The sequence below is a fragment of the Rhodopseudomonas boonkerdii genome (assembly GCF_021184025.1).
Classification (GTDB): Bacteria; Pseudomonadota; Alphaproteobacteria; order Rhizobiales; family Xanthobacteraceae; genus Tardiphaga; species Tardiphaga boonkerdii.
The window spans coordinates 2,986,810-3,010,406 of sequence record NZ_CP036537.1; the positions used below are offsets into that span (position 1 = coordinate 2,986,810).

Genomic DNA, 23,597 nt, shown 5'->3' on the forward strand with positions numbered 1-23,597 from the left:
CTATCTTGGGCGATTCCAGCAGGACTACTGTTCGAAGTCGATCTAACCGATTGAAAACACTTAAGAACCGAAATGCTCGGCGTGCGCCATCCAGCACATAACTCGGGATCGTGATCATGCTCAAAGTTGCTCTACCGATGACCTTCGCCGCCGCGGCGGGAGTCAGTCTTGTGGTTCAACAGGCGTTGAACGCCAACCTAAGGACGGCGCTGAATTCGGCAGTGTGGTCTGGCTTCACGAGCTATGCCGTCGGCGTCCTTTGCATGCTCCTATTGGCTCTCGCTCTGCGCGAGCCCGTGCCGTCGTTATCGGTTGTTTCCCGAGTTCCGTTATGGGCTTGGTCAGGAGGGATCTTTGGAGCGATCTTCATCGGTCTCGGCATCATGTTGATCCCGCAAATTGGGACTGCAACGTTCTTTGTTCTTTTGGTTGCGGGTCAGATGCTTGGGGCACTCGTCTTCGATCATTTCGGTCTGTTGGGCGTACCCGTTCACCCAATCAGCTTCGTCCGACTTGTGGGCGCTGCGCTTCTCGTGTGCGGCGTGGTCCTCATCCGCTGGTGATGGAGGTTGTTCCGCGGCATGCAATGTAAGAAGAACGAAAGAGCCGATCTATTTGCCTCTGTTCGCGGCACCGAAAAACGACAGATGATGATGAAATTCCAGAACGGTGGATCCTCATGAATCCCGTGGTCACGTCGATCGCTCGCTTTCCCGTCAAAGGACTGTCGCCCGAGCCTCTTACATCTGTTCACCTTCGGGCCGGGCAGGGGATCGATGGCGACCGTGCGTTCGCGCTCGCCCTTCCGGACACTGACTTCGACGAGCAAAACCCGACGCCTCTCCCAAAAACCAAGTTTTTGATGCTGGCGAGACAGGAAGCGTTGGCGCGTTTGCGCACACGTTACGACGCGGACAGTGGCGTCCTGTCGGTCGTTGACGGTGATGCCACTCTCGAAGCGAATACGCGCTCGGTGGATGGCGTCGCTTCGATCAATGCGTTCTTCGAGCAATTCGTCCCCGATGACATGCGTGGCCGAGAGCCTCGCTTCGTCCGAGGGATCGGGCATCGATTTACGGACGTCGGTGTTCATTCAAGTTTTCTGATGAACACCATCTCGATTCTCAATCTCGCGTCGCTGCGCGATTTTGAGCAGAAGCTCGGAAAGAAGGTCGATGCCCGACGGTTCCGGATGAACGTCCTGATCGAGGGATTACACCCTTGGGAAGAGATGGATTGGCTGGAGGGCGAGAAGCAAGTCTCGATCGGTCGCGTGAAGCTTCGTGCCGTCCGACCGACACGTCGGTGTCCCGCCACGCAGGTCAATCCGGACACCACGCTCAGGGACATCGATGTGCCGAAGGAACTGCTTCGGCTCTACGATCACGTCTTGTTAGGCATTTACCTGACCGTGGAGACCGATGGGGTGATCGCTGTGGGCGATGGCATAGCGAGGCCGGTGGAAAGCTGAAGCAAGGCAGCGCCTTCGTCAATGACTTCAGTGGCTTGGCTATGGCGATCCCAGCAGGACTCGAACCTGCAACCCGCGGAGTAGAAATCCGCTACTCTATCCAGTTGAGCTATGGGACCGTTGGTGCGTTCATAGCATGCCCATATGAAAAATCCGCCCCCAGGCCAAGCCCGTTCCGAACCATTTTCCCCGTGGATACGACCAAAAGGCGGCGAGGTGGCTTTGCCATTGCGCCGACTGGCCGTCATCATGCGTCAGGCGATGCCCTCAGCACGGTGCTGGCTGTTCTGGATGTGATCTCGCCATCCGCAAGCCGTTTGTCCAGTGTCGGCCGGGCCATCAGTTCGTCACCAATTTGCGCAAAACGGGGCGCCGAATGGCGCGTCCGTGCAGGAGAGGCCGTCATGAAGGGATTGGTTGGCGCAGTCAGCATGTGCGTCGTGCTGGCGCTTGGGCTCGCTTCGGCTGGTGCTGCCGAGAAAGCCTTCCGACGCGATGAACTGTCCGACCGGGCGATCAAGCTAGAGGCCCAGATCAAGACCGAGGCCGGACCGGTCGCGAAATCCGCTGCGACACTGCGCTCCGATGCGGATGCCGCCTTCCGGCGCTCCGATACGCGGGGAGGCCTGCAGATTCTCGGCCAGATCGTTGCGATTGCTCCGGAGGATGCCGCCAACTGGCTGCGTCTCGCTAAAACCGTCGCCCAAATCCGGCCGGCCAATGCCTCCGAGGCGACATTCCTCAACGAACGTGCGGCCACCGCCGCCTATATGGCCTATCAGCGCGCCGCCAATGCCGGAGAGGAGGCGGAGGCTCTGGCCGTGCTCGGCCGCGCCATGGCGGAACGCAAACTGTACCGGCCGGCACTGGATGCGTTGCGCCTGTCGCTGGACATGCGCGAGGTCGCGGATGTCCGCGAACAGTATGAGAAGCTGCGCGGCGATCACGGCTTTCGCCTGCTCGACTACAGCGTCGATTCCGATTCGGCATCGCCGCGGGCCTGTTTCCAGTTCTCCGAAGACCTTGCCAAACGCGTCGATTTTGCGCCGTTTCTGGCTTTGGCCGGCAATGACAAGCCTGCGTTGTCCGCCGAGGACCGACAGCTCTGTGTCGAGGGTCTGAAGCACGGCGAGCGCTACAACATCAATCTGCGTGCGGGCTTGCCATCCACGGTGAAGGAGAGCCTGCCAAAATCGGCGGAATTCAACGTCTATGTGCGTGACCGCAAGCCGCTCGTGCGCTTCACAGGCCGCGCCTATGTGCTGCCGCGCACCGGCCAGAAGGGCATTCCGCTGGTATCGGTGAATACCCAGGCCGTCGATATCAAGCTTTTCCGCATCGGCGACCGCAACCTGATCAACACGGTGATATCCAGCGATTTCCAGACCTCGCTGAGCAAATATCAGCTCGACGCGCTGGGCGACGAGCGTGGACAAAAAGTCTGGACCGGCGAACTCGCCACCGAGACCCGACTGAACGAGGATGTGACGACCGCGTTCCCGGTGGATCAGGCCATCGGTGAGCTGCAGCCGGGCGTTTATGTGATGACGGCGGCAGCCAAGGGGCCGGGGGCATCCCGCAATGAGGACGATGACGGCGCGCTGGCGACCCAGTGGTTCATCGTGTCCGATCTCGGCCTCACCGCCTTTTCGGGCAATGACGGCATCCATGTCTTCGTCAATTCGCTGGCGTCCACCGAGCCGATGGCCAGGGCCGATGTCCGGCTGATCGCCCGGAACAACGAAATCCTGGCAACGAAGAAGACTGACGAAGCCGGCCACGTCGTGTTCGAGGCCGGGCTTGCCAAGGGCGATGGCGGCCTGTCGCCGGCGCTGCTCACGGTGACCGGCGAGAAGGCCGATTATGCCTTCCTGAGCTTGAAGTCGAATGCCTTTGACCTGTCCGATCGCGGCATCTCCGGCCGCCCGGTGCCGGCCGGCGCCGACGCCTTCGTTTATGCCGAGCGGGGTGTCTACCGTGCCGGCGAGACCGTCTATCTCACGGCGCTGCTGCGCGACGGGCAGGGCAATGCCGTGACGGCCGGGCCGTTGACGCTGGTGATCGAGCGCCCCGACGGCGTCGAGTTCCGACGCGCGGTCCTGCAGGACCAGGGAGCCGGCGGACGCAGCCTGACCTTGCCGCTGAATTCGGCGGTTCCGACCGGCACCTGGCGCGTTCGCGCCTTCACCGATCCGAAGGCGCCGGCTGTCGGCGAGACCACCTTCATGGTCGAGGATTATGTCGCTGACCGGATCGAATTCGATATATCTTCCAAAGACAAGGCGATCAAAGCTGAATTTCCAGTAGAACTTAAGGTCGATGGCAGGTTCCTGTATGGAGCACCGGCATCCAGCCAAGGCCTCGAAGGCGATCTGCTGGTGGGCCCTGCAGCCGAACGGCCCGGCTTTGCCGGCTATCAGTTCGGCATCGCCGACGAGGAGAGCGCCAGCAACGAGCGCACGCCGATCGAGGATCTGCCGGAGACCGACGCCAATGGTTCAGCGACCTTTCCGGTCAGCCTGCCCAAGCCGCCATCCTCGACCCGCCCGCAGGAAGCGCAGATCTTCATCCGCATGACCGAAACCGGCGGCCGCGCCGTCGAGCGCAAGCTGGTGCTGCCGATCGCGCCGAATGCCCCGATGATCGGCGTCAAACCGTTGTTCAAGGACAGGAGCGTCGCCGAGGGCGACAATGCCGCTTTCGACGTTTTGCTCATTTCGCCAGAAGGCACCGCCCAGGCGCGCAGCGGCCTGCGTTATGAGCTCCTTAAAATCGAGTCGCGCTACCAATGGTATCGGCAAAATTCGTCGTGGGATTACGAGCCGCTCAAATCCACCAGGCGCGTCGCCGATGGCGATCTCGTCGTCGCTGCGGACAAGCCGACGCGAATCTCGCTGCAGCCGCAGCCGGGACGCTATCGGCTGGATGTGAAGGCCAATGAGGCGGACGGGCCGGTCACGTCAGTTCAGTTCGATGTGGGCTGGTATTCCGACGGCAGTGCCGACACACCGGATCTGCTCGAAACATCGATCGACAAGCCTGAATATGCTTCGGGCGAGACGATGACCGTGTCGGTCAATGCGCGCAGCGCGGGTCGGCTGACGGTCAATGTGATCGGCGACCGGCTGCTCACGACCACCAGTATTTCGGTCAAGGAAGGCGCCTCCAAAGTCACGATTCCGGTCGGAAAAGACTGGGGAACAGGCGCTTATGTTGTGGCAACCTTGCGGCGTCCTCTGGACAGCACAGCGGCACGCATGCCCGGCCGCGCCATCGGTCTGAAGTGGTTCGGGATCGACAGAAAGGCCCGCACCCTCGAGGTCGCGCTGACACCGCCGGGACTGGTTCGTCCGAGCACCACCATGAAACTGCCGGTCAAGCTCGGTGGGCTCAATGCGGGCGAGGATGCCAAGGTCGTTGTCGCGGCTGTGGATGTCGGCATCCTCAATCTGACCAATTACAAGCCGCCGGCGCCGGATGACTATTATCTAGGCCAGCGCCGTATGACGTCGGAAATCCGCGATCTGTATGGGCAACTCATCGACGGCATGCAGGGCACGCGCGGCCAGCTCCGCAATGGCGGCGACAGCGCGGCCGCGGAGCTTCAGGGCTCGCCGCCGACGCAAAAACCGCTGGCGCTGTATTCTGGAATCGTCACCGTGAAGGCCGATGGAACGGCCGAGATCGATTTCGAGATTCCGGAATTCGCCGGCACCGCGCGTGTCATGGCAGTAGCCTGGACGGCGACCAAGCTCGGCCGAGCGAATGTGGACGTCACGGTGCGCGATCCCGTGGTGCTGACGGCGACGCTGCCGCGCTTCCTCCTGTCGGGCGACAAGGGCACGATGTCCTTCGACATCGACAATGTGGAAGGCGCCGCGGGCGACTATACGGTTAGCGTGAAGACCACAGGTCCGGTAAAGCTCATCGGCAATCCGTCGACGACGGTGAAGCTGGCTGCAAAGCAGCGCACATCCATGGCACTGGCCGTGGATGCGAACGGCGCCGGTCGTGCGATGTTCGACGTGGACATCAAGGGTCCGAACGGGCTGACGCTGGCGCGGCATTATGAGCTCGACGTCAAGGCGGCCACGCAAATCCTGGCGCGGCGCTCTATCCGCACGCTGGCGAAGGGCGAGAGTCTGACACTGACCTCGGACATGTTCGCCGACCTCGTGCCGGGTACCGGCGGCGTATCGCTGTCGGCCAGTCTCTCCACGGCGCTCGATGCGGCGACCATCCTCAAGGCGCTGGACCGCTATCCCTATGGCTGCTCGGAGCAGATCACCAGTCGGGCGATGCCGTTGCTCTATGTCAACGACCTTGCCGCAGGCGCGCATCTGGCGATGGATACCTCTGTCGATCAGCGCATCAAGGACTCCATCGACCGGCTACTGGCAAGGCAGGGCTCCAATGGTTCGTTCGGCCTGTGGTCGTCGGGCGGCGACGATCCGTGGCTCGATGCCTATGTCACCGACTTCCTGACCCGCGCGCGGGAAAAGGGTTTTGCGGTGCCGGACGTGCTGTTCCGCGCAGCGCTCGACCGCGTTCGCAACTCGGTGGTCAATGCCGCCGAACCGGAGAAGGATGGCGGCCGTGAACTTGCTTACGGTCTCTATGTGCTTGCCAAGAACGGCACCGCGCCGATCGGCGACCTCCGCTATCTCGCTGACACCAAGCTGAGCAATCTGGCGACGCCTATCGCCAAATCGCAGCTTGCCGCGGCGCTGGCGCTGGTTGGCGACCGTGTGCGCGCGGAACGCGTCTACAACGCAGCGGTCGAAAGCCTGCAGCCGAAGCCCGTGATCGAACTCGGCCGCACCGATTTCGGTTCAGCGCTGCGCGATGCGGCGGCATTGGTGTCGCTCGCCAGCGAAGGTAATGCGCCGCGAGCGACGCTGACCCAGGCGGTGCAACGCGTCGAAGCTGCGCGTGGTCTGACGCCCTTCACCTCGACCCAGGAAAATGCGTGGCTGGTGCTGGCCTCGCGTGCGCTGGCCAAGGAAGCGAACACGCTGTCGCTCGACGTCAATGGCGGCGCGGTGAAGTCGGCGCTCTATCGCAGCTACAAGGCGGCGGAATTGACCGGCGTGCCGATCAAGATCACCAATACCGGCGACACACCGGTGCAGGCGGTCGTGTCGGTCACTGGCGCACCGATGACGCCGGAGCCGGCGGCCTCGAACGGCTTCAAGATCGAGCGCAGCTATCACAAGCTCGATGGCACGCCGGCCGACGTGACCAAGGCGAAGCAGAACGACCGCTTTGCCGTGGTGCTGAAGGTCACCGAAGCCAAGCCGGAATACGGGCACATCATGGTGGCCGACTATCTGCCGGCCGGCTTTGAGATCGACAATCCACATCTGGTATCGTCGGGCGACAGCGGCACGCTGGACTGGATCGAAGACGGGCAGGAGCCGGTGAACACCGAATTTCGCGACGACCGCTTCACGGCCGCGATCGACCGCAAGGCCAATGACAAGGCTGTCTTCACGGTGGCCTATATCGTCCGCGCGGTCTCGCCCGGCAAGTATGTGCTGCCGCAGGCCTATGTGGAGGACATGTATAATCCATCGCGTTACGGACGGACTGGCACGGGCAGTGTCGAGGTCGCAAAGGCGAAATGAGCGAGGGGCCGCAAAGTCCACCGTCTTCTCCGGCCGTGCCCCCCAGGCTATCGCATCCGGGTGAGGATAGTGCTCGGCCTGCATGGTTCGAGACGCCCGCTGCGCGGGCTCCTCGCCATGAGGGTCTTCTAGGGCGACCCACACTCTACCCTCATCATGAGGAGCGGCCGCCTTCGGCCGCGTCTCGAAGGATGGCTGCAGGCTTCCTGAAGCGTATGGTGCTTGGCGTTGCGATTGTGACCATGCTCACCACCATCGCATTCGCCACCTGGGTCCACTCCCTCGGTCCACTCCCGCTCGAAAAAGCCAGCATCGTTTCCACCACCGTCGTCGATCGCAACGGCAAGCTGCTGCGTGCTTACGCCATGTCCGATGGACGCTGGCGGCTGCCGGTGACGTCGAGTGCGTCGGTCGATCCCGGCTATCTCAACATTCTCCTCGGCTATGAGGACAAGCGCTTCTACGATCATCACGGCGTCGATCCGCTCGCGCTCGGGCGCGCCGCATTCCAACTCGTGACGCGCGGTGAGATCGTGTCGGGCGGTTCGACCATCACCATGCAGGTGGCGCGGCTGCTGGAGCCGCGGCGCGAGCGCTCGGTGCATGCAAAAATCCGTCAGGCCGTGCGCGCCCTGCAACTCGAACGGCAGATGAGCAAGGAGCAGATCCTCGATCTGTATCTCACGCTGGCACCGTTCGGCGGCAATCTCGAAGGTGTTCGCGCTGCGTCCATCGCCTATTTCGGCAAGGAGCCGAAGCGGCTGTCCTTAGCGGAGGCCGCGCTGCTGGTGGCGCTGCCGCAATCGCCAGAACATCGCAGGCTCGATCGCCATCCCGGCAATGCCCGCGTCGCGCGCGATCGCGTACTGGAACGGATGGTCGGCGAGGGCCGCGTATCCGCCGCCGACGCCGTGCAGGCCAAGGCTGTCAATGTGCCCAAGCTGCGCAAGCCAATGCCGATCCTGGCGCCGCACGCCGCCGATCAGGCGGCTGCGCTGCGCAAGGACGAGCCGATCATCACAACGTCGCTCGATGCGGGCATTCAGCAAGCACTCGAAATGCTGGCGCGCGACCGCGCCACGGCGCTCGGCAGCAACATCTCTATCGGCATCCTCGCCGTCGACAATGAGAGCGGTGACATTCTCGCCCACGTCGGCTCCGCCGATTATTTCGACGACCGCAGGGCGGGGCAGGTGGACATGACCCGCGCCGTTCGCTCGCCCGGTTCGACCCTCAAGCCCTTCATCTATGGCCTCGCCTTCGAAGATGGCTTCATCCATCCGGAGAGCCTGATCGACGATCGGCCGGCGCGCTTCGGCGCCTATGCGCCGGAGAACTTTGACATGACGTTCCAGGGTACGGTGCCCGTGCGCAAGGCGCTGCAATTGTCGCTCAACGTGCCGGCTGTTGCTCTGCTCGACCGCGTTGGGGCCTCGCGTTTCACGTCGCGCCTTAAACAGGCGGGCGGCGACCTCGTCCTGCCGGCGGGCGAAGCGCCCGGTCTCGCCATGGGCCTCGGTGGTGTCGGCGTCACCCTGCACGATCTTGTCCAGCTCTATGCAGGTGTCGCCCGGCTCGGCAGCGTCAAACCGCTGCGCGGGTTGATGCAGAAGAATGGCGGCGACGATCGCGAAACCTTGCGATTGATGGAGCCAGTCGCGGCTTGGCAGGTCGGCAATGTCCTGCTCGGCACGCCGCCGCCGGAGAATGCCGCACCCAACCGCATCGCCTTCAAGACCGGCACAAGTTACGGTTATCGCGACGCCTGGTCGGTCGGTTTCGACGGCCGCATGACCATCGGCGTCTGGGTCGGCCGTCCCGATGGTGCGCCGGTCCCAGGCCTGATCGGCCGGGTCGCCGCCGCGCCGGTGCTGTTCGATGCATTCGCGCGCACCGGCAAGCTGCCGGCGCCGCTTCCCAAGGCGCCGAGAGGCGCGCTGGTCGCCAGCAATGCCAAATTGCCTCTGCCGCTGCGCCGGTATCGGCCGGCCGGCGACCTGATCCGGACCGGCAGCGAACAGACACTGCATATCCAGTTCCCGCTCAACGGCTCCCGGATCGATGCCAGCGGTGGCGAGGGGCAGTTCTCCTCGGTTCCGGTCAAGGTGGCCGGCGGGGTGATGCCCATGACTGTGCTGGTGAACGGCATAGCCGCCGGGGAACTCGACAGCCGCCGGCAGCGCCTGATCGATCCGCCCGGGCCGGGATTCGTCCGCCTGACCGTGATGGACGCCATGGGCGCCGCGGACACAGTTGTGGTCAGAATTCAGTGACGCCCGGCTAACTGGTTGTGAGAGCGGCGGTTTCAGCGTATGCGACAGCCATATGGCTGAGACCGAATACAGACCTCGCTTTGGCGCCCCCCGCGAGCAGAAACCCCGCGTCGATCCGGGCAGTACGCTCGCGCGCGTGCTGGATGTCGCCACCGTGACCCATGGCCGGGCGGTCGCCTTCCTGACCGTCTGCGGGCTCCTGTTCTTCCTGTTCGGCTTTTTCACCATCCCGCCAATCGACCGCGACGAGTCGCGCTTCGCCCAGGCAACCAGGCAGATGGTCGAAACCGGCGATTTCGTCGATATCCGGTTCCAGGACGAGGTGCGCTACAAGAAGCCGGTGGGCATCTACTGGATGCAGGCGGTGGTCGTGGAGGCCGCTGAGGCTCTTGGCGTCCCCAATGCCGATGCCCGTATCTGGCTGTACCGGGTACCGTCGCTCATCGGTGCCATCGGCGCGGTGCTGCTGACCTACTGGACGGCGCTCGCCTTCGTGACCCGCCGCGGGGCCGTGCTTGCGGGCCTGATCATGTGCAGCTCGGTGCTGCTCAATGTCGAAGCCCGCATGGCCAAGACCGACGCGATGCTGCTGCTCACCGTCGTCGCCGTGATGGGTGCGATGGCGCGCGCCTACCTGGCTTGGCAGCGCGGGGAGGACAACAAGCAGGGCGGGTGGTTTGAGCCCTTCGTATTCTGGACCGGCATGGCCGTCAGCATCCTCGTCAAGGGGCCGCTGATCCTGATGTTTGTCGGCTTCACGATCCTGGTGCTGGGCATCATGGATCGCTCGGTGGGCTGGCTCGGCCGGCTGAAGCCTCTGGCCGGCGTCCCCTGGACACTGCTGCTGGTGCTACCCTGGTTCGTGGCGATCTATCTCAAGGCCGGGCAGTCCTTCTTCTCGGATTCGCTGGGCGGCGACATGCTGAGCAAGCTGCAGGCGCAGGAATCCCATGGCGCGCCTCCGGGCACCTATTTCCTGCTGTTCTGGGTAACGTTCTGGCCCGGCGCACCACTGGCCGGTATGGCGGCGCCGGCCATCTGGCGGGCGCGGCGCGAGCCGGGAGCCCAGTTCCTGCTGGCCTGGCTGGTGCCGTCCTGGATCGTGTTCGAACTGGTCATGACCAAGCTGCCGCATTATGTGCTGCCGCTTTATCCGGCCATCGCGATCCTGATCGTGGGCGCGCTCGAGCGCAGGGTGCTGTCGCGCGGCTGGCTGTCGCGCGGTTCGGCCTGGTGGTTCGCCATTCCGGTGCTTGCGGCCGTTGCCGCACTGGTCGGCTCGGTCGCCATCGTCCGGCATCCGATGTTCCTGGCCTGGCCGTTTGCGGCCGGCGCGCTGGTGTTCGGCCTGTTCGCCTGGATGATGTATGACAACAACCGCGCTGAGCGGTCGCTGCTCTCGGGCGTTGTGGCTGCGTTCTTCATGAGCATCGCGTTCTACGGTGTGTTCCTGCCGTCGCTGCGGCCGGTGTTTCCGAGTGTGCATCTGGCGCGGGCGCTGCGTACGGTCGTCTGTGTCGCGCCGAAGGCGGCGGCAGCCGGTTATCACGAGCCGAGCCTGGTGTTCATGACCGACACCTCCACCTTGCTCACCGACGGTGCCGGCGCTGCCGATTTCCTCGGGCAGGGCAGCTGCCGTTTTGCGCTGGTCGAATATCGTTCCGAACGGCAATTTGCCCAGCGCGCCGAGGCAATCGGGCTGCGCTACAACATGTTCACCCGGATCGAGGGCTATAACTACTCGCAGGGCAAGTCGGTTTCGATCGCCGTCTATCGCTCCGAAGGCACGCAATGATGGCGGCGCCGGGTTACGTTTCGCAACTCGGGACGGTTCTCCGGCAGGCGCTGGCACAACTGGTCCGCGCGCCCTCGCATTCGCGCCGGGCTGAAGCCGCACGCCATTGGGCGAAGCGTTCGCTTGCCTTCGGCGCGCTCACCGCACTCGTCGTCGTCGCGCTGATGTTCCTGCTCGATGCCTATGAGATCGGGCTGATGCCGCCTCGCGGTACTGCCGGCCTGTGGCCACTGCGGATCGTCACCGATTTCGGCAAATCCGAATATGTGCTGTGGGCACTGTTCGGCCTGCTCATTGTCATTCTGCTGCTGGCGCCACGGCTACGCGGCCTGTCGCAGGCGATCTGGCTCAGCGTCGGCACGCGCGTGCAATACATCTTCCTGTCGGTGGGGCTTGCCGTGCTGCTCGGCGAATTGCTGAAAGGCACCATCGGGCGCGGCCGGCCTTTCGTGGGGGGCGCTGCCAATGCGTTCAACTTCTCGCATTTCGCCTGGAGCGAGATCTATGCGAGTTTTCCGTCGGGCCATGCCACCACAAGTTTCGCGCTGGCCTTCGCGGTGGCCGCGTTGTGGCCGAAGCTGCGATGGCCGATGGTGACCTATGCCGTGATCATCTGCAGCAGCCGCCTCGTGCTGCTGGCGCATCATCCGAGCGATGTGGTGGCCGGCGGGCTGCTCGGCTGGATCGTTGCCATGGGGGTCCGTTACTGGTTCGCCGCGCGCCACCTGGCGTTCATCATCCGCCCGGGCGGCCGTATCGACCCGCTGCCGGGACCGTCCGCGGCGCACGTCAAGAGGGTTGCCCGCACGGCCTTCGCCCCATAATAAGCGGGCGCGCGCGGCCGGCCGCGACAAGTTCCCGCAGCCGTGCCGCCAACCGAGAGCCCTGATTTGCCCCTGTCCGACGCTGCTTCCATCGATGTTTCCATTGTCGTGCCCGTGCGCAACGAGGAGGGCAATGTCGCGCCCCTGATCGCCGAAATCGCGGCGGCGCTCGATGGCCGCTGGGCCTATGAGATCATCTACGTGAATGACGGCTCGACCGACCGCACGCCGGCATTGCTCGCCGAACTGATGCAGCAGCGCGCCGACCTGCGCCGGATCGATCATGCCGCGTCGTGCGGCCAGTCGGCGGCGGTGCGTACCGGTGTGCGCCACGCCCGCGGCGCCATCGTCGCGACGCTGGATGGCGACGGGCAGAACAATCCGGCCTTTCTGCCGGATCTCATCACGGCCATCGCCGACGGGGGCGGGCGCGTCGGCCTTGCAGCGGCACAGCGCGTCGGCCGCAAGGATACCGGCTTCAAGAAGTTTCAGTCGCGCATCGCCAACAAGGTGCGCAATGCCGTGCTGAAGGACGGCACGCGTGACACCGGCTGCGGGCTGAAGGCGTTCCGCCGCGACGTATTCCTGTCGCTGCCTTATTTCGATGGTCTGCATCGCTTCCTGCCGGCGCTGGTGCGCCGCGAGGGATTCGAGATCGCCTATGTGGATGTGATCGATCGTCCGCGTCATTCGGGCGTGTCGAATTACGGTTTCTTCGACCGCCTGTGGGTGGGATTGATGGATCTGGCCGGTGTGTGGTGGCTGATCCGCCGCAAGCGGTCGACGCCCCAAGCAACAGAGTTCAAGTAAATGCTGATTCAGTACGGCCAGGCGCTCGGCGACTATCTCTACGATGTCTTTGTCGCCAAATTCGATTTCTGGCTCGCTTTCGGCCTGGTCGCGCAGCTGCTGTTCACCGCGCGTTTCCTGGTGCAGTGGATTTCCAGCGAGCGCGCCGGCGCGAGTGTCGTGCCGATGGCGTTCTGGTTCCTGTCCATGGCCGGCGGATTCATGACGCTGATCTACGGCATCGCCAAGCGCGAGCCGGTGATCATCCTCGGCCAGGCCTTCGCGACCATTATCTATGTGCGCAACATCATGCTGATCGTGAAGAACCGCAGCAGCGGTTCGAAGACGCTGTCGAACTAGTCCGCGATCAAGCCTGACACCGTCATCCACCAGCGATGCACGACTTCGGGACTGGTGAGCTGGACGGTCGCCGACGCCTCGCGCTGGTTTTTCCGATAAGCGCTGGCAGTGACGCCGAAGCGCGCGCGAAAGCTGCGGCTGAAATGCGCTTCGCTGCTAAAACCGAGATCGGCAGCCAGTTTCGACAGACGACGCGTTTCCAGGGGATCGCTGAGCGCGGCCTGCACCGCCAGCAGCCGGCGTTCCTGCACATGGCGCATGATGCCGCCGCGATCGGCGAACACGCGGTACAATGTGGCGCGCGAGATGGCGAGCTTCTGCGCCAGCCATTCCGGTGAGAGGTCCGGCGAGGCGAGATTGTCGCGGATCGCCGCCTCGGTCAAAGCGAGGATGGTTTCGTCCGCTTGTTTCTGCTGTTCGAATTTGGCATCCGGCGTCGCGCCCAGCAGGCGCTTGAGGAAATCGACGGTTTCGGCGACGGTGGTTTCCACATCCGCCTCGGTCAGCTGAGCGCTGCGCTCCTGCAGTGAACGCATGTGAGCTGCGAGCAGATCGTTACGAAACGGATCGAGCCGCGGCTTCAATCCCTCCAGTAGCGGAGCGCCGAGCAGCATGCGAGGCACGATGAGCGATATCGTGCTGGATGCGAACGCCCGCGTGTTCACGGGGCAGGCGAGATCGATCATGGCGACCTTGCCGGGGCCGATGGTCGTGTGCTGTCCGGTGATCTCGCCGTTGAAGCCGCCCGTCATATACAGGTGCAGCAGCAGATGGTCCGGTGTCACCGCGATCCGCCCGGCGTCGCGCACGAAATTCTGCGCGGTAAAGACCACCTTGGCGATGATGATATTGCCGATGATGACGCCCGACGCCGAACCCGTCGGCGTCTTCTTGCCGGGCCCCGCAGCGCGGGGTTCGAACAGCGGTGCGAGAACTGCACTCCAGGTGGCGAAAGCGGTGACTTCGTCCAAGCCGGTCGTGACGTAATAGAGACGTGGAAGCGGCGGCGACATGATGTGCGAGGGTACTTTGCAATAGGTTCAGCAGGACCGGAAATCTGAGTTCGCAGAAGAGGTATGGCCAATTTAACCCGGCTGGTTAGGGGGGACGACAGATACATCGGTTGCGGTTCAGTTAGTTGTATTCGTGGTGAACGGCACTTGGTTAGCAGCGTGCATCGTTGCGTTAACGTCGGTTCCATATGCGTTGTTTCTGCACGAAATCGTGGAACCTGAGGTTGTGTCGACGGATGAGACGCAGGGTCAAGACAAACCACAGCTGGCGGATGGGATAAGCCATCATCGCGCTGTCCTAGCGAAATTCGTTCGTACTAGAAGTGACCCATCCGTGTTGCGGGCTGGGGAATGTCCCGACGCCGGATGCGAATTGGGGGCTTATGACTGCAGCGACACTGCATGCATGAGCGCGTGAGCGAAGGGGACGTTTGGTGAAAGCTATCGGGGGAATGCGTCGTGCGTCGACGCTGTTTTTGTGCACGACTTTGCTGAGCAGTGCAGCTTTTCCAACGGTTCTTTCCGCCGCGGAGAAATTGCAGAAGCCGGACGTCCGGGCCGCCACGAAATCGATGGCCCAGCTCGCTTTGAGCGCCGATCAGAAGCAGAGCTTGGCTGATGCACTGCAAAAGGGCGAACTCGGCCTGATCGCTCAGGTCTATGAAAGCACCTATCGCACGCCGGGACTGCGGGACGCCGTCGTCCAGCATGCCTCGCGCCTCGCTCCTTCGTCGCTGCGCAATGTCACCACCGCTGCGGACCTCGGCGTTCTGACTGCGGGCCAGCCAATGATGCTGTCGCCGCGTTCGGAGCAGATGCTGACGACGCGGACGGCGAATGTTGTCGGTTCCGGAATCGGAGCCAGCGCATACCAGAACGTCACGCAGGCCGTGAATCCCACGCCGAATCTCCCGAATCCACCGAGCGCTGCCGACCAGACGTGGCATCTCGACATGATCCACGCGCAGCAGGCCTATAACCGCGGCTTCACGGGAGCCGGGGTCAATGTAACGGTTTCGGATACAGGCTACGACACGACGAATGCCGGACTCGGTAACAAGCTGCTGACCAATCTCGGCCGCAACTATGTGCTGCCCGCGCCGGGCGCCGCCTACGACATCAACCAGTTGGACCCGCTTGGCGCTAAGGATGCACATGGAACACATGTCGCCGGCATCATCGCCGCGCAGAAGCTGGATCCTGCGACGGGTGTTACGATGCATGGCGTCGCCTACGACTCCATGATTATCCCGCTGCGGACGCTACTTGCGACCGGCACCACAGCGGCTGCCGCGCCCGGCATTCCCGACGGCACCGTTGCTGGCATGAACTACTTCGCCAGCCTGACCAATTCGATGGTGCTGAACGCGAGTTACGGGCCGGGCGTCAGCAAGGATGACCCGCCGCAGAAGGTCTGGACGATCGGCAATATCGATGCCGAGCTGACGGCCGTCGGCAACGCCCTGGAGAAGGGCAAAATCATTGTTGCCGCGAATGGCAATTCTCGGGAGCACAGTCCGGAAGCGGGCCGTAACCCCTCAGGTCTGGCGCTGCTGCCATTCCTCAATCCGTCAAACCAAAGAGCCCAGAACGTCTATGACGACCAGGGACAGCTCTACGACCTGACCGGCATCAACAGCATGTCGGGCAAGATCATCGCTGTGATGTCGGTCGGCGACAACAAGCTGGCCGCAGGCTACTCGCAGCTATGCGGTGTCACTGCGAGCTGGTGTCTCGCCGCGCCCGGCGGCAACACGGACAACAACGGACGCGGCGTCTATTCGACTGTGCCTTACAACACTTACGGAGCGCTCGAAGGCACGTCGATGGCGGCGCCGGTCGTGTCTGGCGCAATTGCAGTCCTGATCCAGGCAAACCCAAGCTACAATGCCCAGGATCTGTCGCGGCTGCTGTTCTCCACGGCCGAGGATCTCGGCAGCCCCGGCATCGACGCCGTGTACGGCTACGGCCTCGTGCGGCTTGATCGCGCCACCGACGGACCGACGACGCTGGCCGCCAATGCAACCCAGACCGTCGCCGCCAACACCACCGAATACTGGAGCCGTCTGCTCACCACGCAAGGCGACTTCACCAAAGCGGGTGAGGGCATCCTGACGATTTCCGGCCGCACCAATGCGGGCGGCAATGTGTTCGCGCAGCTCGGCACGCTTGCGGTGGACGGCACGCTGTCGATGACGGCCGGCAACAAGCTGAACGTCGCACAGCCCGCAACGCTGGCCGGCTTCGGCACCGTCAACGGCGATACAGTCATCGCCGGCACGCTGTCGCCGGGCAAAATGGCCAATATCGGTGACCTCGTCGCCAATGGTTCAGTGGCACCCGGCACTGTTCTTCAGGGCAACTCGGTTGGTTCGCTAACCTTCAACGGCAATGTCACGCTGACCTCCACGGCCAATACCCGCATCGATATCGACGGCACGCTGATCGTTCCCGGCGGTCCCGGCACCTATGACAAGATCTATGTCACCGGTGCTGGCAATGTGTTCTACGCAGCCGGCACACTCACGCCGGTCCTGCGCGGCAGCGTCGGTACCGTCAGCAATTACACGCCAGCCATCGGCACCGAGTTTGCGTTCGTGCAGGCGCAGAACGGTGCGCGCACGGCGGGCACCTTCAACACACTCGTTCAGCCCACCGCTGGGTTGCCGACCAACGGTCGTTTCGACCTCATCTACAGCGCAACCGCGATCACGCTGGCGGTGACGCCGGCAAGCTTCAGCGCGCTCGCGGCCGGTGACAGCCCCGGCTCCAACGCGCGAGGGATCGCGAGCATTCTCGACAAGGATCGTGCGGCGTCCGGCGTAATGCCGACAGCGGCAGAGAAGGCGCTGTATGACGCGCTTTACAACCTGAACACGGAAGCCGAATTCGACAAGGCGCTCGACCAGCTCGCAGGTCCCGGCCAGCCGGCCATCGCCGCAGCATCGCTGCAAGCCTTCTCCGGATTCCTTGGCGCCATCGGTAGCCGTCAGGATTCGCTCAGCTTCGGCAGCGAGGCCGGACAGAACGGCACGGCGCAGAATTTCGCGCTGTCCTATGCCGGCCGCAACATGATGACCGCGGAAGCCAACTCGGCCATGAACGCCTTTGCAGGCATCACGCCGGCACAACGCGTGCAGGACGGCTGGACGGTGTGGGGGCAGGGCTTCGGCCGCACCAGCCGCGTCGGCGACAGCGGCGACTTCTCGGGCTCCAAGACGACCAGCGCCGGCTTCACCCTTGGTGCCGATCGCTGGTTCTCGAACAACCTGATCGCCGGCGGTGCCTTCGGCTATGCCCGCACCACCGCAACCAGCACCGACATCAAGGGTAGCTCGGACACTTATGCCGGCGCGGCCTATGCAAGCTGGACGCCGGGCTCAGCTGTGTTCGACTTCCGCATCGCGGCCGGCCCGAGCCAGATGTCCACGACACGTCAGATCATTCTGGCGTCGAACGGGCTGCAGGGCAGCGCCAACGGCGTCGGCGTCGGCACCTCGTTCGAGGCCGGCTATCGATTTGCGATCACGCCTGACGTGATCGTAAAGCCCTATGTCGGCGTGAACTGGCAGGGCTTCCGCCGCGACGGCTATAGCGAAAGCCAGGTGCCGATCGGTCTCGTCTATGCCGCGCAGACCTACGACAAGCTGATGACCACCGCCGGCGCTGCCGTCAGTGCGAAACTCCGCACCACCGACGGCACCACCCTGGTTCCGGAACTGAAGCTCGGCTGGGGCTACGACCTGCGCGACACCACGCTGACAAGCCAGGCGGCTCTGCTCGATGAGTCATTCCTGGTCACCGCAGCTTCGCCCGGCCGCAGCGCGGCGCTGGTCGGCGCCAAACTGTCGGGCTGGCGCACCGAAACCTTCCGCATGTTCGGCGCCTACAACGGCGAATATCGCAGCAATGCGACGAGCCATCAGCTTTCAGCCGGCGCGCGCTTCGCCTGGTGATTACTTTTGCTGACGTGGGCCATCGGCCCACGTCAGATTCCCCGCTATTAGCGCCCATTCAAATTTCAGGATCGACGATGCGAATTCTCGCCGCGGCGGTGCTTTGCACCGCGCTGGCCGGCTGCGCCGGTCGCGCCCCAGCGCCTGTCTCCGTCGTGCAACCGCAAGACCAGTCCATGGACTGTGCAGCCATCGCGGCGGAGGTCCAGGCGAACAACGCCAAGGTCCAACAACTCGCTGCCGACAAAGGCATGAAGACCACACAAAATGTCGCAGCTGGTGTTGCTGGCGTGTTCATTCCGGTTTTGTGGCTGGGCATGGATTTTCAGGACACGGCCGACACCGAGACAATGGCGCTACAGAACCGCCAGCAATATCTCGCCACGATGGCTGGTCAGCGTCGTTGTGGCGAGCCACAGGCAGCGCCGCCAATCGCAGCAGCACCGAAGCGGCGTGCAGCGCGCTAAATCACGCCGTCATTGCCGAGAGTCCTTGCGACGAAGCAATCTAGTTCTTCGCATGCCACCTTCTGGATTGCTTCGTCGCTTCGCTAGGGGGAAAGCTGCAAGCTTTCCCTGACCTCGCAATGACGATCAACCGGCAGCTGTCAGCGCCGCAAATCCGCGCTCCAGATCGGCTTTGAGATCGTCGAGGCTTTCCAGGCCGATATGCAGGCGCAGCGTCGGGCCGCCGGGCGCCCACTTTGTTGCCGTGCGATAGTCGCTGCAGTCGAACGGGATGATCAGGCTCTCGAAGCCGCCCCAGGAATAGCCCATCCCGAACAGCTTGACGGTGTCGAGCAGGGCATCCACGGCCTTCTGCAGGACCGGCTTGAGCACGATGCTGAACAGCCCCGATGCGCCGGTGAAATCGCGCTTCCAGATGGCGTGGCCGGGATCCTCCGGCAGAGCGGGGTGCAGCACCTTGAGCACTTCCGGCCGCCCTTTCAGCCATTGTGCCATTTCCAGCCCCGCGCGCTGGTGATGCGCGAGACGCACCGACATGGTGCGCAGACCGCGCAGCGCAAGGAAGACATCGTCGGGTCCAGCGCAGGTGCCGAGCAGTCGGATGCCTTCGCTGATCTTCGGCCATGCGGCCTCGTTCGCTGAAATTGTGCCAAACATGATGTCGGAATGGCCGCCGATATATTTGGTCGCGGCCTGGATGCTGATGTCTACGCCGTGCTCGAGCGAGCGGTGATAGAGCGGCGTCGCCCAGGTGTTGTCGTCGATGACAAGTGCGCCGTGCTTGTGCGCGATGCCGGCAATCGCAGGCACATCCGGCATTTCGAAGGATTGCGAACCAGGGGCCTCGACCATCACGGCGCGGGTATTCGGCTTGATCAATGCCTCGATGCCGGGGCCGATCAGGGGATCGAAATAGGTGGTCTCGATGCCGTAGCGCGCCAGCATGCCGTTGCAGAAGTTGCGGGTCGGCCGATAGGCACTGTCGGAAACCAGGAGATGGTCGCCAGCCTGCAGCATGGACAGCAGCGCCGTCGAGATCGCTGCAAGCCCCGATGGCACGAGGCCGACGCCGGCGCAGCGCGGTCCCTCGAGCGCCATCAGCGCCTGCTGCAGCGCCTTGGTGGTCGGCGTGCCGTGGCGGCCATATTGATATTCGCCGCGATGGGCATGCAGATCGTCGGCGGTCGGATAGAGCACGGTCGAGCCGCGCACGGTCGGCGGATTGACGAACCCCCACTGGCCGGCGGTGTCGCGGCCGGCGGTGACGATCACCGTATCGGTATCGAGCGAGGAGGTGCCGTGATTGTCGGATGATGCCATCGGAATACGCCTGCCGGTCTGGTGTTTTGCCGCAGCCAATGGCAAGAACGGGGCGCATCGACTGTGCTATCACTAAGGCGATACGGCCAGTTCCACGTCAACCCCTTGACCTGACTGGCAGATCGTTCTCGTCTGCAGGCAACGGCCGCAGGCTTCGTCACCGATTCGGAAACTGGATTTGATCGGGGATACCACGTGCTGGTCTTTTCGGCGGGCACGTGGCCCGCTATGGAACTGATTGAACGGTTCGGCATTCAGTTCTTCGTATGTCGCTGTGCCGATCTCCGGTCGAATCGCTCCGACGCCTCAGGAAAGGCTCTTCCATGAAATCCGCGACCTTGATGCTCACCCTCTCCATTGCAGCCGGCTGGTCGGTGCAGGAGGCGTCGGCGCAAACGCTGAAGACTGTGAAGGACCGTGGCATGCTGGCCTGCGGCGTGACGCAGGGACTGCCGGGTTTCTCGGCGCCGGATGATCGCGGCAACTGGGCGGGCCTCGATGTGGATCTCTGCCGCGGCATCGCTGCGGCGATCTTTAACGACGCCACCAAGGTCAAATATGTGCCGCTGTCGGCCAAGGATCGCTTCACGGCGCTGCAATCGGGCGAGATCGACGTGCTCTCGCGCAACACCACCTGGACGCTGTCGCGCGACACCTCGCTGGGCGTGAACTTTGCCGGCATCAACTACTATGACGGGCAGGGCTTCATGGTCCGCAAGTCGCTGAAGGTGAATTCGGCGCTGGAGCTCAACGGAGCCTCGGTGTGCCTGCAGACCGGCACCACCAACGAGCAGAACCTCGCCGACTTCTTCAAAGGCAACAATATGAAGTATGAGGTGGTCGCGTTCTCGACCGCCGATGAAGTGGTGAAAGCCTATGAATCCGGGCGTTGCGATGCCTTCACGGCGGATATCTCGCAGCTGTATGCGGAACGCTTGAAGCTGACGACGCCGGCCGAGCACGAGGTGCTGCCACAAGTGATTTCGAAAGAGCCGTTGGGACCGTTGGTACGCCATGGCGACGATCAGTGGCTCGATATCGTCCGTTGGACACTGTTCGCCCAGGTCAATGCGGAAGAGCTTGGGATTACCCAAAAGAACGTCGACGAACAGGCGAAATCCGACAAGCCCGAATTGAAGCGTATCTTCGGCACGGACGGGAGTCTCGGCGAGCAGCTCGGCCTGACCAAGGACTGGTTTCATCGCATCATCAAGGCGACCGGCAATTACGGCGAGAGTTTTGACCGCAACGTTGGCTCCGGCTCGAAGCTCGGCATCTCGCGCGGCCTGAACCAGCTCTGGAACAAGGGTGGCATCATGTTCGCGCCGCCGATCCGCTGAGCGCGAAGCATCCGGGATCGATGACAGGCGAAGCCAGACGACCGCCGCTGCAACTCGGCGCACGCCTGCGCCGCGCTCTTGGCGGGCAGGCAGGCTGGCGCGGATTTGCGCTGCAGGTCGTGCTCGTGGTCGCGCTGGCGTGGATGGCGCACGCGATCGTCGACAATGCCCGTGCCAATCTGGCGACACAAAAGATCGCGTCCGGCTTCGGCTTTCTCTGGAGCACTGCGGGCTTCGGTGTCAGCCAGGCGCTGATTCCGTATTCGGAGTCGGACACCTATCTGCGTGCTCTGTTCGTCGGCCTGACCAATACGCTCGTTGTCTCGCTGGTCGGCATCGTCTGCGCGACGATCATCGGCTTCGTCGTCGGGCTCGGACGGCTGTCGCCGAACTGGTTGCTGGCGCGGATCGCAGGAGCCTATGTAGAGCTCATCCGCAATCTGCCGCTGCTGTTCCAGATCCTGTTCTGGTATCTCGCCGTACTCTCGGCATTGCCCAGTCCGCGCCAGAGCATCAATCTGTTCGACAGCGTGTTTCTCAGCAATCGCGGTTTCGGCATGCCGAAGCCGGTTGGCACCGACGCGTTGGTGCCGTTTGCGATCGCCATCGCCGTTGCCGTGATCTTCGCCGTCGCACTGCGCGCCATCGCCCGGCGGCGATTGTTCGCGACCGGCCGCCAGATGATTGTCTGGCCGATGCTGGTTGCGGCCCTGATCGGACTGCCGCTGCTGGCCGCCGTGATGTTCGGAGCGCCGCTGACTTTCGAATATCCGGTCCTGCGCGGTTTCAATTTTTCCGGCGGCCTGCGCATCGTGCCTGAATTCGTCGCGCTCGCGATCGCGCTATCGACCTATTCTGCCGCCTTCATCGCCGAAATCGTCCGTGCCGGCGTGCAGTCGGTCCACAAGGGACAGACCGAAGCGGGGGCTTCGCTGGGCCTGACGCGCGGCGAGGTCTTGCGGCTGATTGTGGTGCCGCAGGCGATGCGCGTGATCCTGCCGCCGCTCACCAACCAGTATCTCAATCTCACCAAGAATTCGTCGCTCGCGGTTGCAATCGGCTATCCCGATCTCGTCTCGGTTTTCGCCGGAACGACGCTGAGCCAGACCGGGCAGGCGATCGAGATCGTCGCCATCACCATGGCGATCTATCTGGTCATTTCGCTGCTCACGAGCGCGCTGATGAGCCTCTATGGCTGGCGGATGTCGCGGAGCATGGGCACATGAGCGAGACCGCCTATGTCGCCAGGACGATGATTGCACCACGCTCCGCGCCGGTGCGCACGACCGGCGTCCTCGGCTTCATCCGCACGCGGCTGCTTAATTCGCCGACCAATATCCTGCTCACCATTGCCTGCATTCTGCTGCTCTGGTTCACCATTATCCCGACCGTTCGCTTCCTGCTGGTAGATGCCGTGTGGCAGGGCAGCGATCGCAATGCCTGTCTGCCGGAAACGGTCGGCCGACCTGTCGGTGCATGCTGGCCATTTATCCAGGCCAAGCTGTCGCAATTCATCTATGGCTTCTACCCCGAGGCTGAGCGCTGGCGCGTCGATCTCACTTTCTTCATCGGCATCGTGCTGCTGTTGCCGCTGCTGATCCCGCGCGCGCCAGCCAAAGGGATCAATGCGGCACTGTTCTTCTTCGTATTTCCCATCGTTGCTTTCTTCCTGCTGCATGGTGGCTATGGCGGGCTGGATATCGTGCCGACACGTCTGTGGGGCGGCATGCTGGTGACGCTGGTCGTCGCCATCACCGGTATCGTGGCCTCCATGCCGATCGGCATTGCGCTGGCGCTGGGGCGACGCTCGAGCATCCCGCTGATCCGCTTCGGCTCCATCGCCTTCATCGAGTTCTGGCGCGGCGTGCCGCTGATTACGGTGCTGTTCTTTGCCACCTATATGCTGCCACTGTTCCTGCCCGGGAATTTCAGCGTCGATGGTCTCGTGCGCGTGCTGATCGGCGTGGCGTTGTTCGCCGGGGCCTATAATGCCGAGGTGATCCGTGGCGGACTGAACGCTGTTCCGCGCGGACAGGCGGAGGCGGCGAATGCGCTCGGCCTGTCCTGGTGGAAGACGACGCGGTTGGTGGTACTGCCGCAGGCGCTGCGTCATGTCATTCCCGGCCTCGTCAACAGTTTTATCGCGCTGCTGAAGGACACCTCTCTGGTGTCGATCGTCGCGCTGTTCGATCTGCTCGGGCAGCTGCGCGCAGCCTTCGCCGATCCCGCGTGGTCCTCGCCGACCACGCTGTTCACAGGATTCGCCTTCACAGGCATCATCTATTTCGTGCTGTGCTTCGGCATGTCGCGCTATTCGCTGTTCGTCGAGCGCCGGCTCAACGCACATCGACGGAGTTGAGAT

15 protein-coding genes and 1 tRNA gene are annotated in these 23,597 nt (G+C 63.3%); 13 read left to right on the plus strand and 3 right to left on the minus strand.

Annotation, left to right across the window (positions count from 1 at the left end; translation table 11 throughout):
• Positions 1-116 precede the first annotated feature (116 nt).
• The gene (locus tag E0H22_RS13755; protein ID WP_233021580.1) at positions 117-563 is read left to right on the plus strand and encodes a DMT family transporter; all 447 of its coding nucleotides are present in this window, start codon (positions 117-119) and stop codon (positions 561-563) included.
• Between the two features lie 116 nt (positions 564-679).
• On the plus strand, positions 680-1,471 hold the full coding sequence (locus tag E0H22_RS13760; protein ID WP_233021581.1) for an MOSC domain-containing protein: 792 nt from the start codon (positions 680-682) through the stop codon (positions 1,469-1,471).
• A 42-nt stretch (positions 1,472-1,513) separates the two neighbouring features.
• Here the strand turns inward: E0H22_RS13760 and E0H22_RS13765 are convergent.
• Positions 1,514-1,590: transfer RNA gene (locus E0H22_RS13765), tRNA-Arg, on the minus strand.
• A 285-nt stretch (positions 1,591-1,875) separates the two neighbouring features.
• Between E0H22_RS13765 and E0H22_RS13770 the strand changes: the two genes are divergently transcribed.
• The 6 genes from E0H22_RS13770 (at position 1,876) to E0H22_RS13795 (ending at position 13,139) form a co-directional block, all read left to right on the plus strand.
• Positions 1,876-7,098, plus strand: coding sequence for an alpha-2-macroglobulin family protein (locus tag E0H22_RS13770; protein WP_233021582.1), 5,223 nt, complete (start codon positions 1,876-1,878; stop codon positions 7,096-7,098).
• Between the two features lie 215 nt (positions 7,099-7,313).
• Positions 7,314-9,371 (plus strand): penicillin-binding protein 1C, encoded by a 2,058-nt coding sequence (gene pbpC, locus E0H22_RS13775; RefSeq protein ID WP_430715276.1) that lies wholly within the window; start codon positions 7,314-7,316, stop codon positions 9,369-9,371.
• Positions 9,372-9,423: 52 nt separating this feature from the next.
• Positions 9,424-11,166: an ArnT family glycosyltransferase gene (locus E0H22_RS13780; protein WP_233021583.1), complete on the plus strand. Its 1,743-nt coding sequence runs from the start codon at positions 9,424-9,426 to the stop codon at positions 11,164-11,166.
• A complete protein-coding gene (locus E0H22_RS13785; RefSeq protein WP_233026364.1) occupies positions 11,166-11,990 on the plus strand; it encodes a phosphatase PAP2 family protein in 825 nt (274 codons plus the stop codon). The genes E0H22_RS13780 and E0H22_RS13785 overlap by 1 nt, the downstream gene beginning before the upstream one ends.
• Before the next feature lie 66 nt (positions 11,991-12,056).
• Positions 12,057-12,800, plus strand: coding sequence for a glycosyltransferase family 2 protein (locus tag E0H22_RS13790; RefSeq protein ID WP_233021584.1), 744 nt, complete (start codon positions 12,057-12,059; stop codon positions 12,798-12,800).
• On the plus strand, positions 12,801-13,139 hold the full coding sequence (locus E0H22_RS13795; RefSeq protein ID WP_233021585.1) for a lipid-A-disaccharide synthase N-terminal domain-containing protein: 339 nt from the start codon (positions 12,801-12,803) through the stop codon (positions 13,137-13,139).
• Here E0H22_RS13795 and E0H22_RS13800 read toward each other — a convergent pair.
• Positions 13,136-14,152, minus strand: a complete 1,017-nt coding sequence (locus E0H22_RS13800) for a helix-turn-helix domain-containing protein (protein WP_233021586.1) — start codon at positions 14,150-14,152, stop codon at positions 13,136-13,138. The genes E0H22_RS13795 and E0H22_RS13800 overlap by 4 nt on opposite strands.
• Positions 14,153-14,763: 611 nt before the next feature.
• Here E0H22_RS13800 and E0H22_RS13805 point away from each other — a divergent pair.
• The gene (locus tag E0H22_RS13805; RefSeq protein ID WP_233021587.1) at positions 14,764-18,108 is read left to right on the plus strand and encodes an autotransporter domain-containing protein; all 3,345 of its coding nucleotides are present in this window, start codon (positions 14,764-14,766) and stop codon (positions 18,106-18,108) included.
• Positions 18,109-18,185: 77 nt separating this feature from the next.
• Entirely contained in the window at positions 18,186-18,575 is a 390-nt protein-coding gene (locus E0H22_RS13810; protein ID WP_233021588.1) for a hypothetical protein, read from the plus strand.
• 126 nt (positions 18,576-18,701) lie between these two features.
• On the opposite strand, the gene metC is transcribed toward E0H22_RS13810, so the two are convergent.
• Positions 18,702-19,895 (minus strand): cystathionine beta-lyase, encoded by a 1,194-nt coding sequence (gene metC / locus E0H22_RS13815; RefSeq protein ID WP_233021589.1) that lies wholly within the window; start codon positions 19,893-19,895, stop codon positions 18,702-18,704.
• 323 nt (positions 19,896-20,218) lie between these two features.
• On the opposite strand from metC, the gene E0H22_RS13820 reads away from it, so the two are divergent.
• The 3 genes from E0H22_RS13820 to E0H22_RS13830 are packed head-to-tail and all read left to right on the plus strand — an operon-like array spanning position 20,219 to position 23,594.
• Complete coding sequence (locus E0H22_RS13820) at positions 20,219-21,235, plus strand: amino acid ABC transporter substrate-binding protein (RefSeq protein WP_233021590.1); 1,017 nt, start codon at positions 20,219-20,221, stop codon at positions 21,233-21,235.
• 20 nt (positions 21,236-21,255) lie between these two features.
• Complete coding sequence (locus E0H22_RS13825) at positions 21,256-22,461, plus strand: amino acid ABC transporter permease (RefSeq protein WP_233021591.1); 1,206 nt, start codon at positions 21,256-21,258, stop codon at positions 22,459-22,461.
• Positions 22,458-23,594 carry an amino acid ABC transporter permease gene (locus tag E0H22_RS13830; protein WP_233021592.1) on the plus strand — a complete coding sequence of 379 codons (1,137 nt, stop codon included), beginning with the start codon at positions 22,458-22,460 and terminating at the stop codon, positions 23,592-23,594. Before E0H22_RS13825 ends, E0H22_RS13830 begins: the two co-directional genes overlap by 4 nt.
• Positions 23,595-23,597 lie beyond the last annotated feature (3 nt).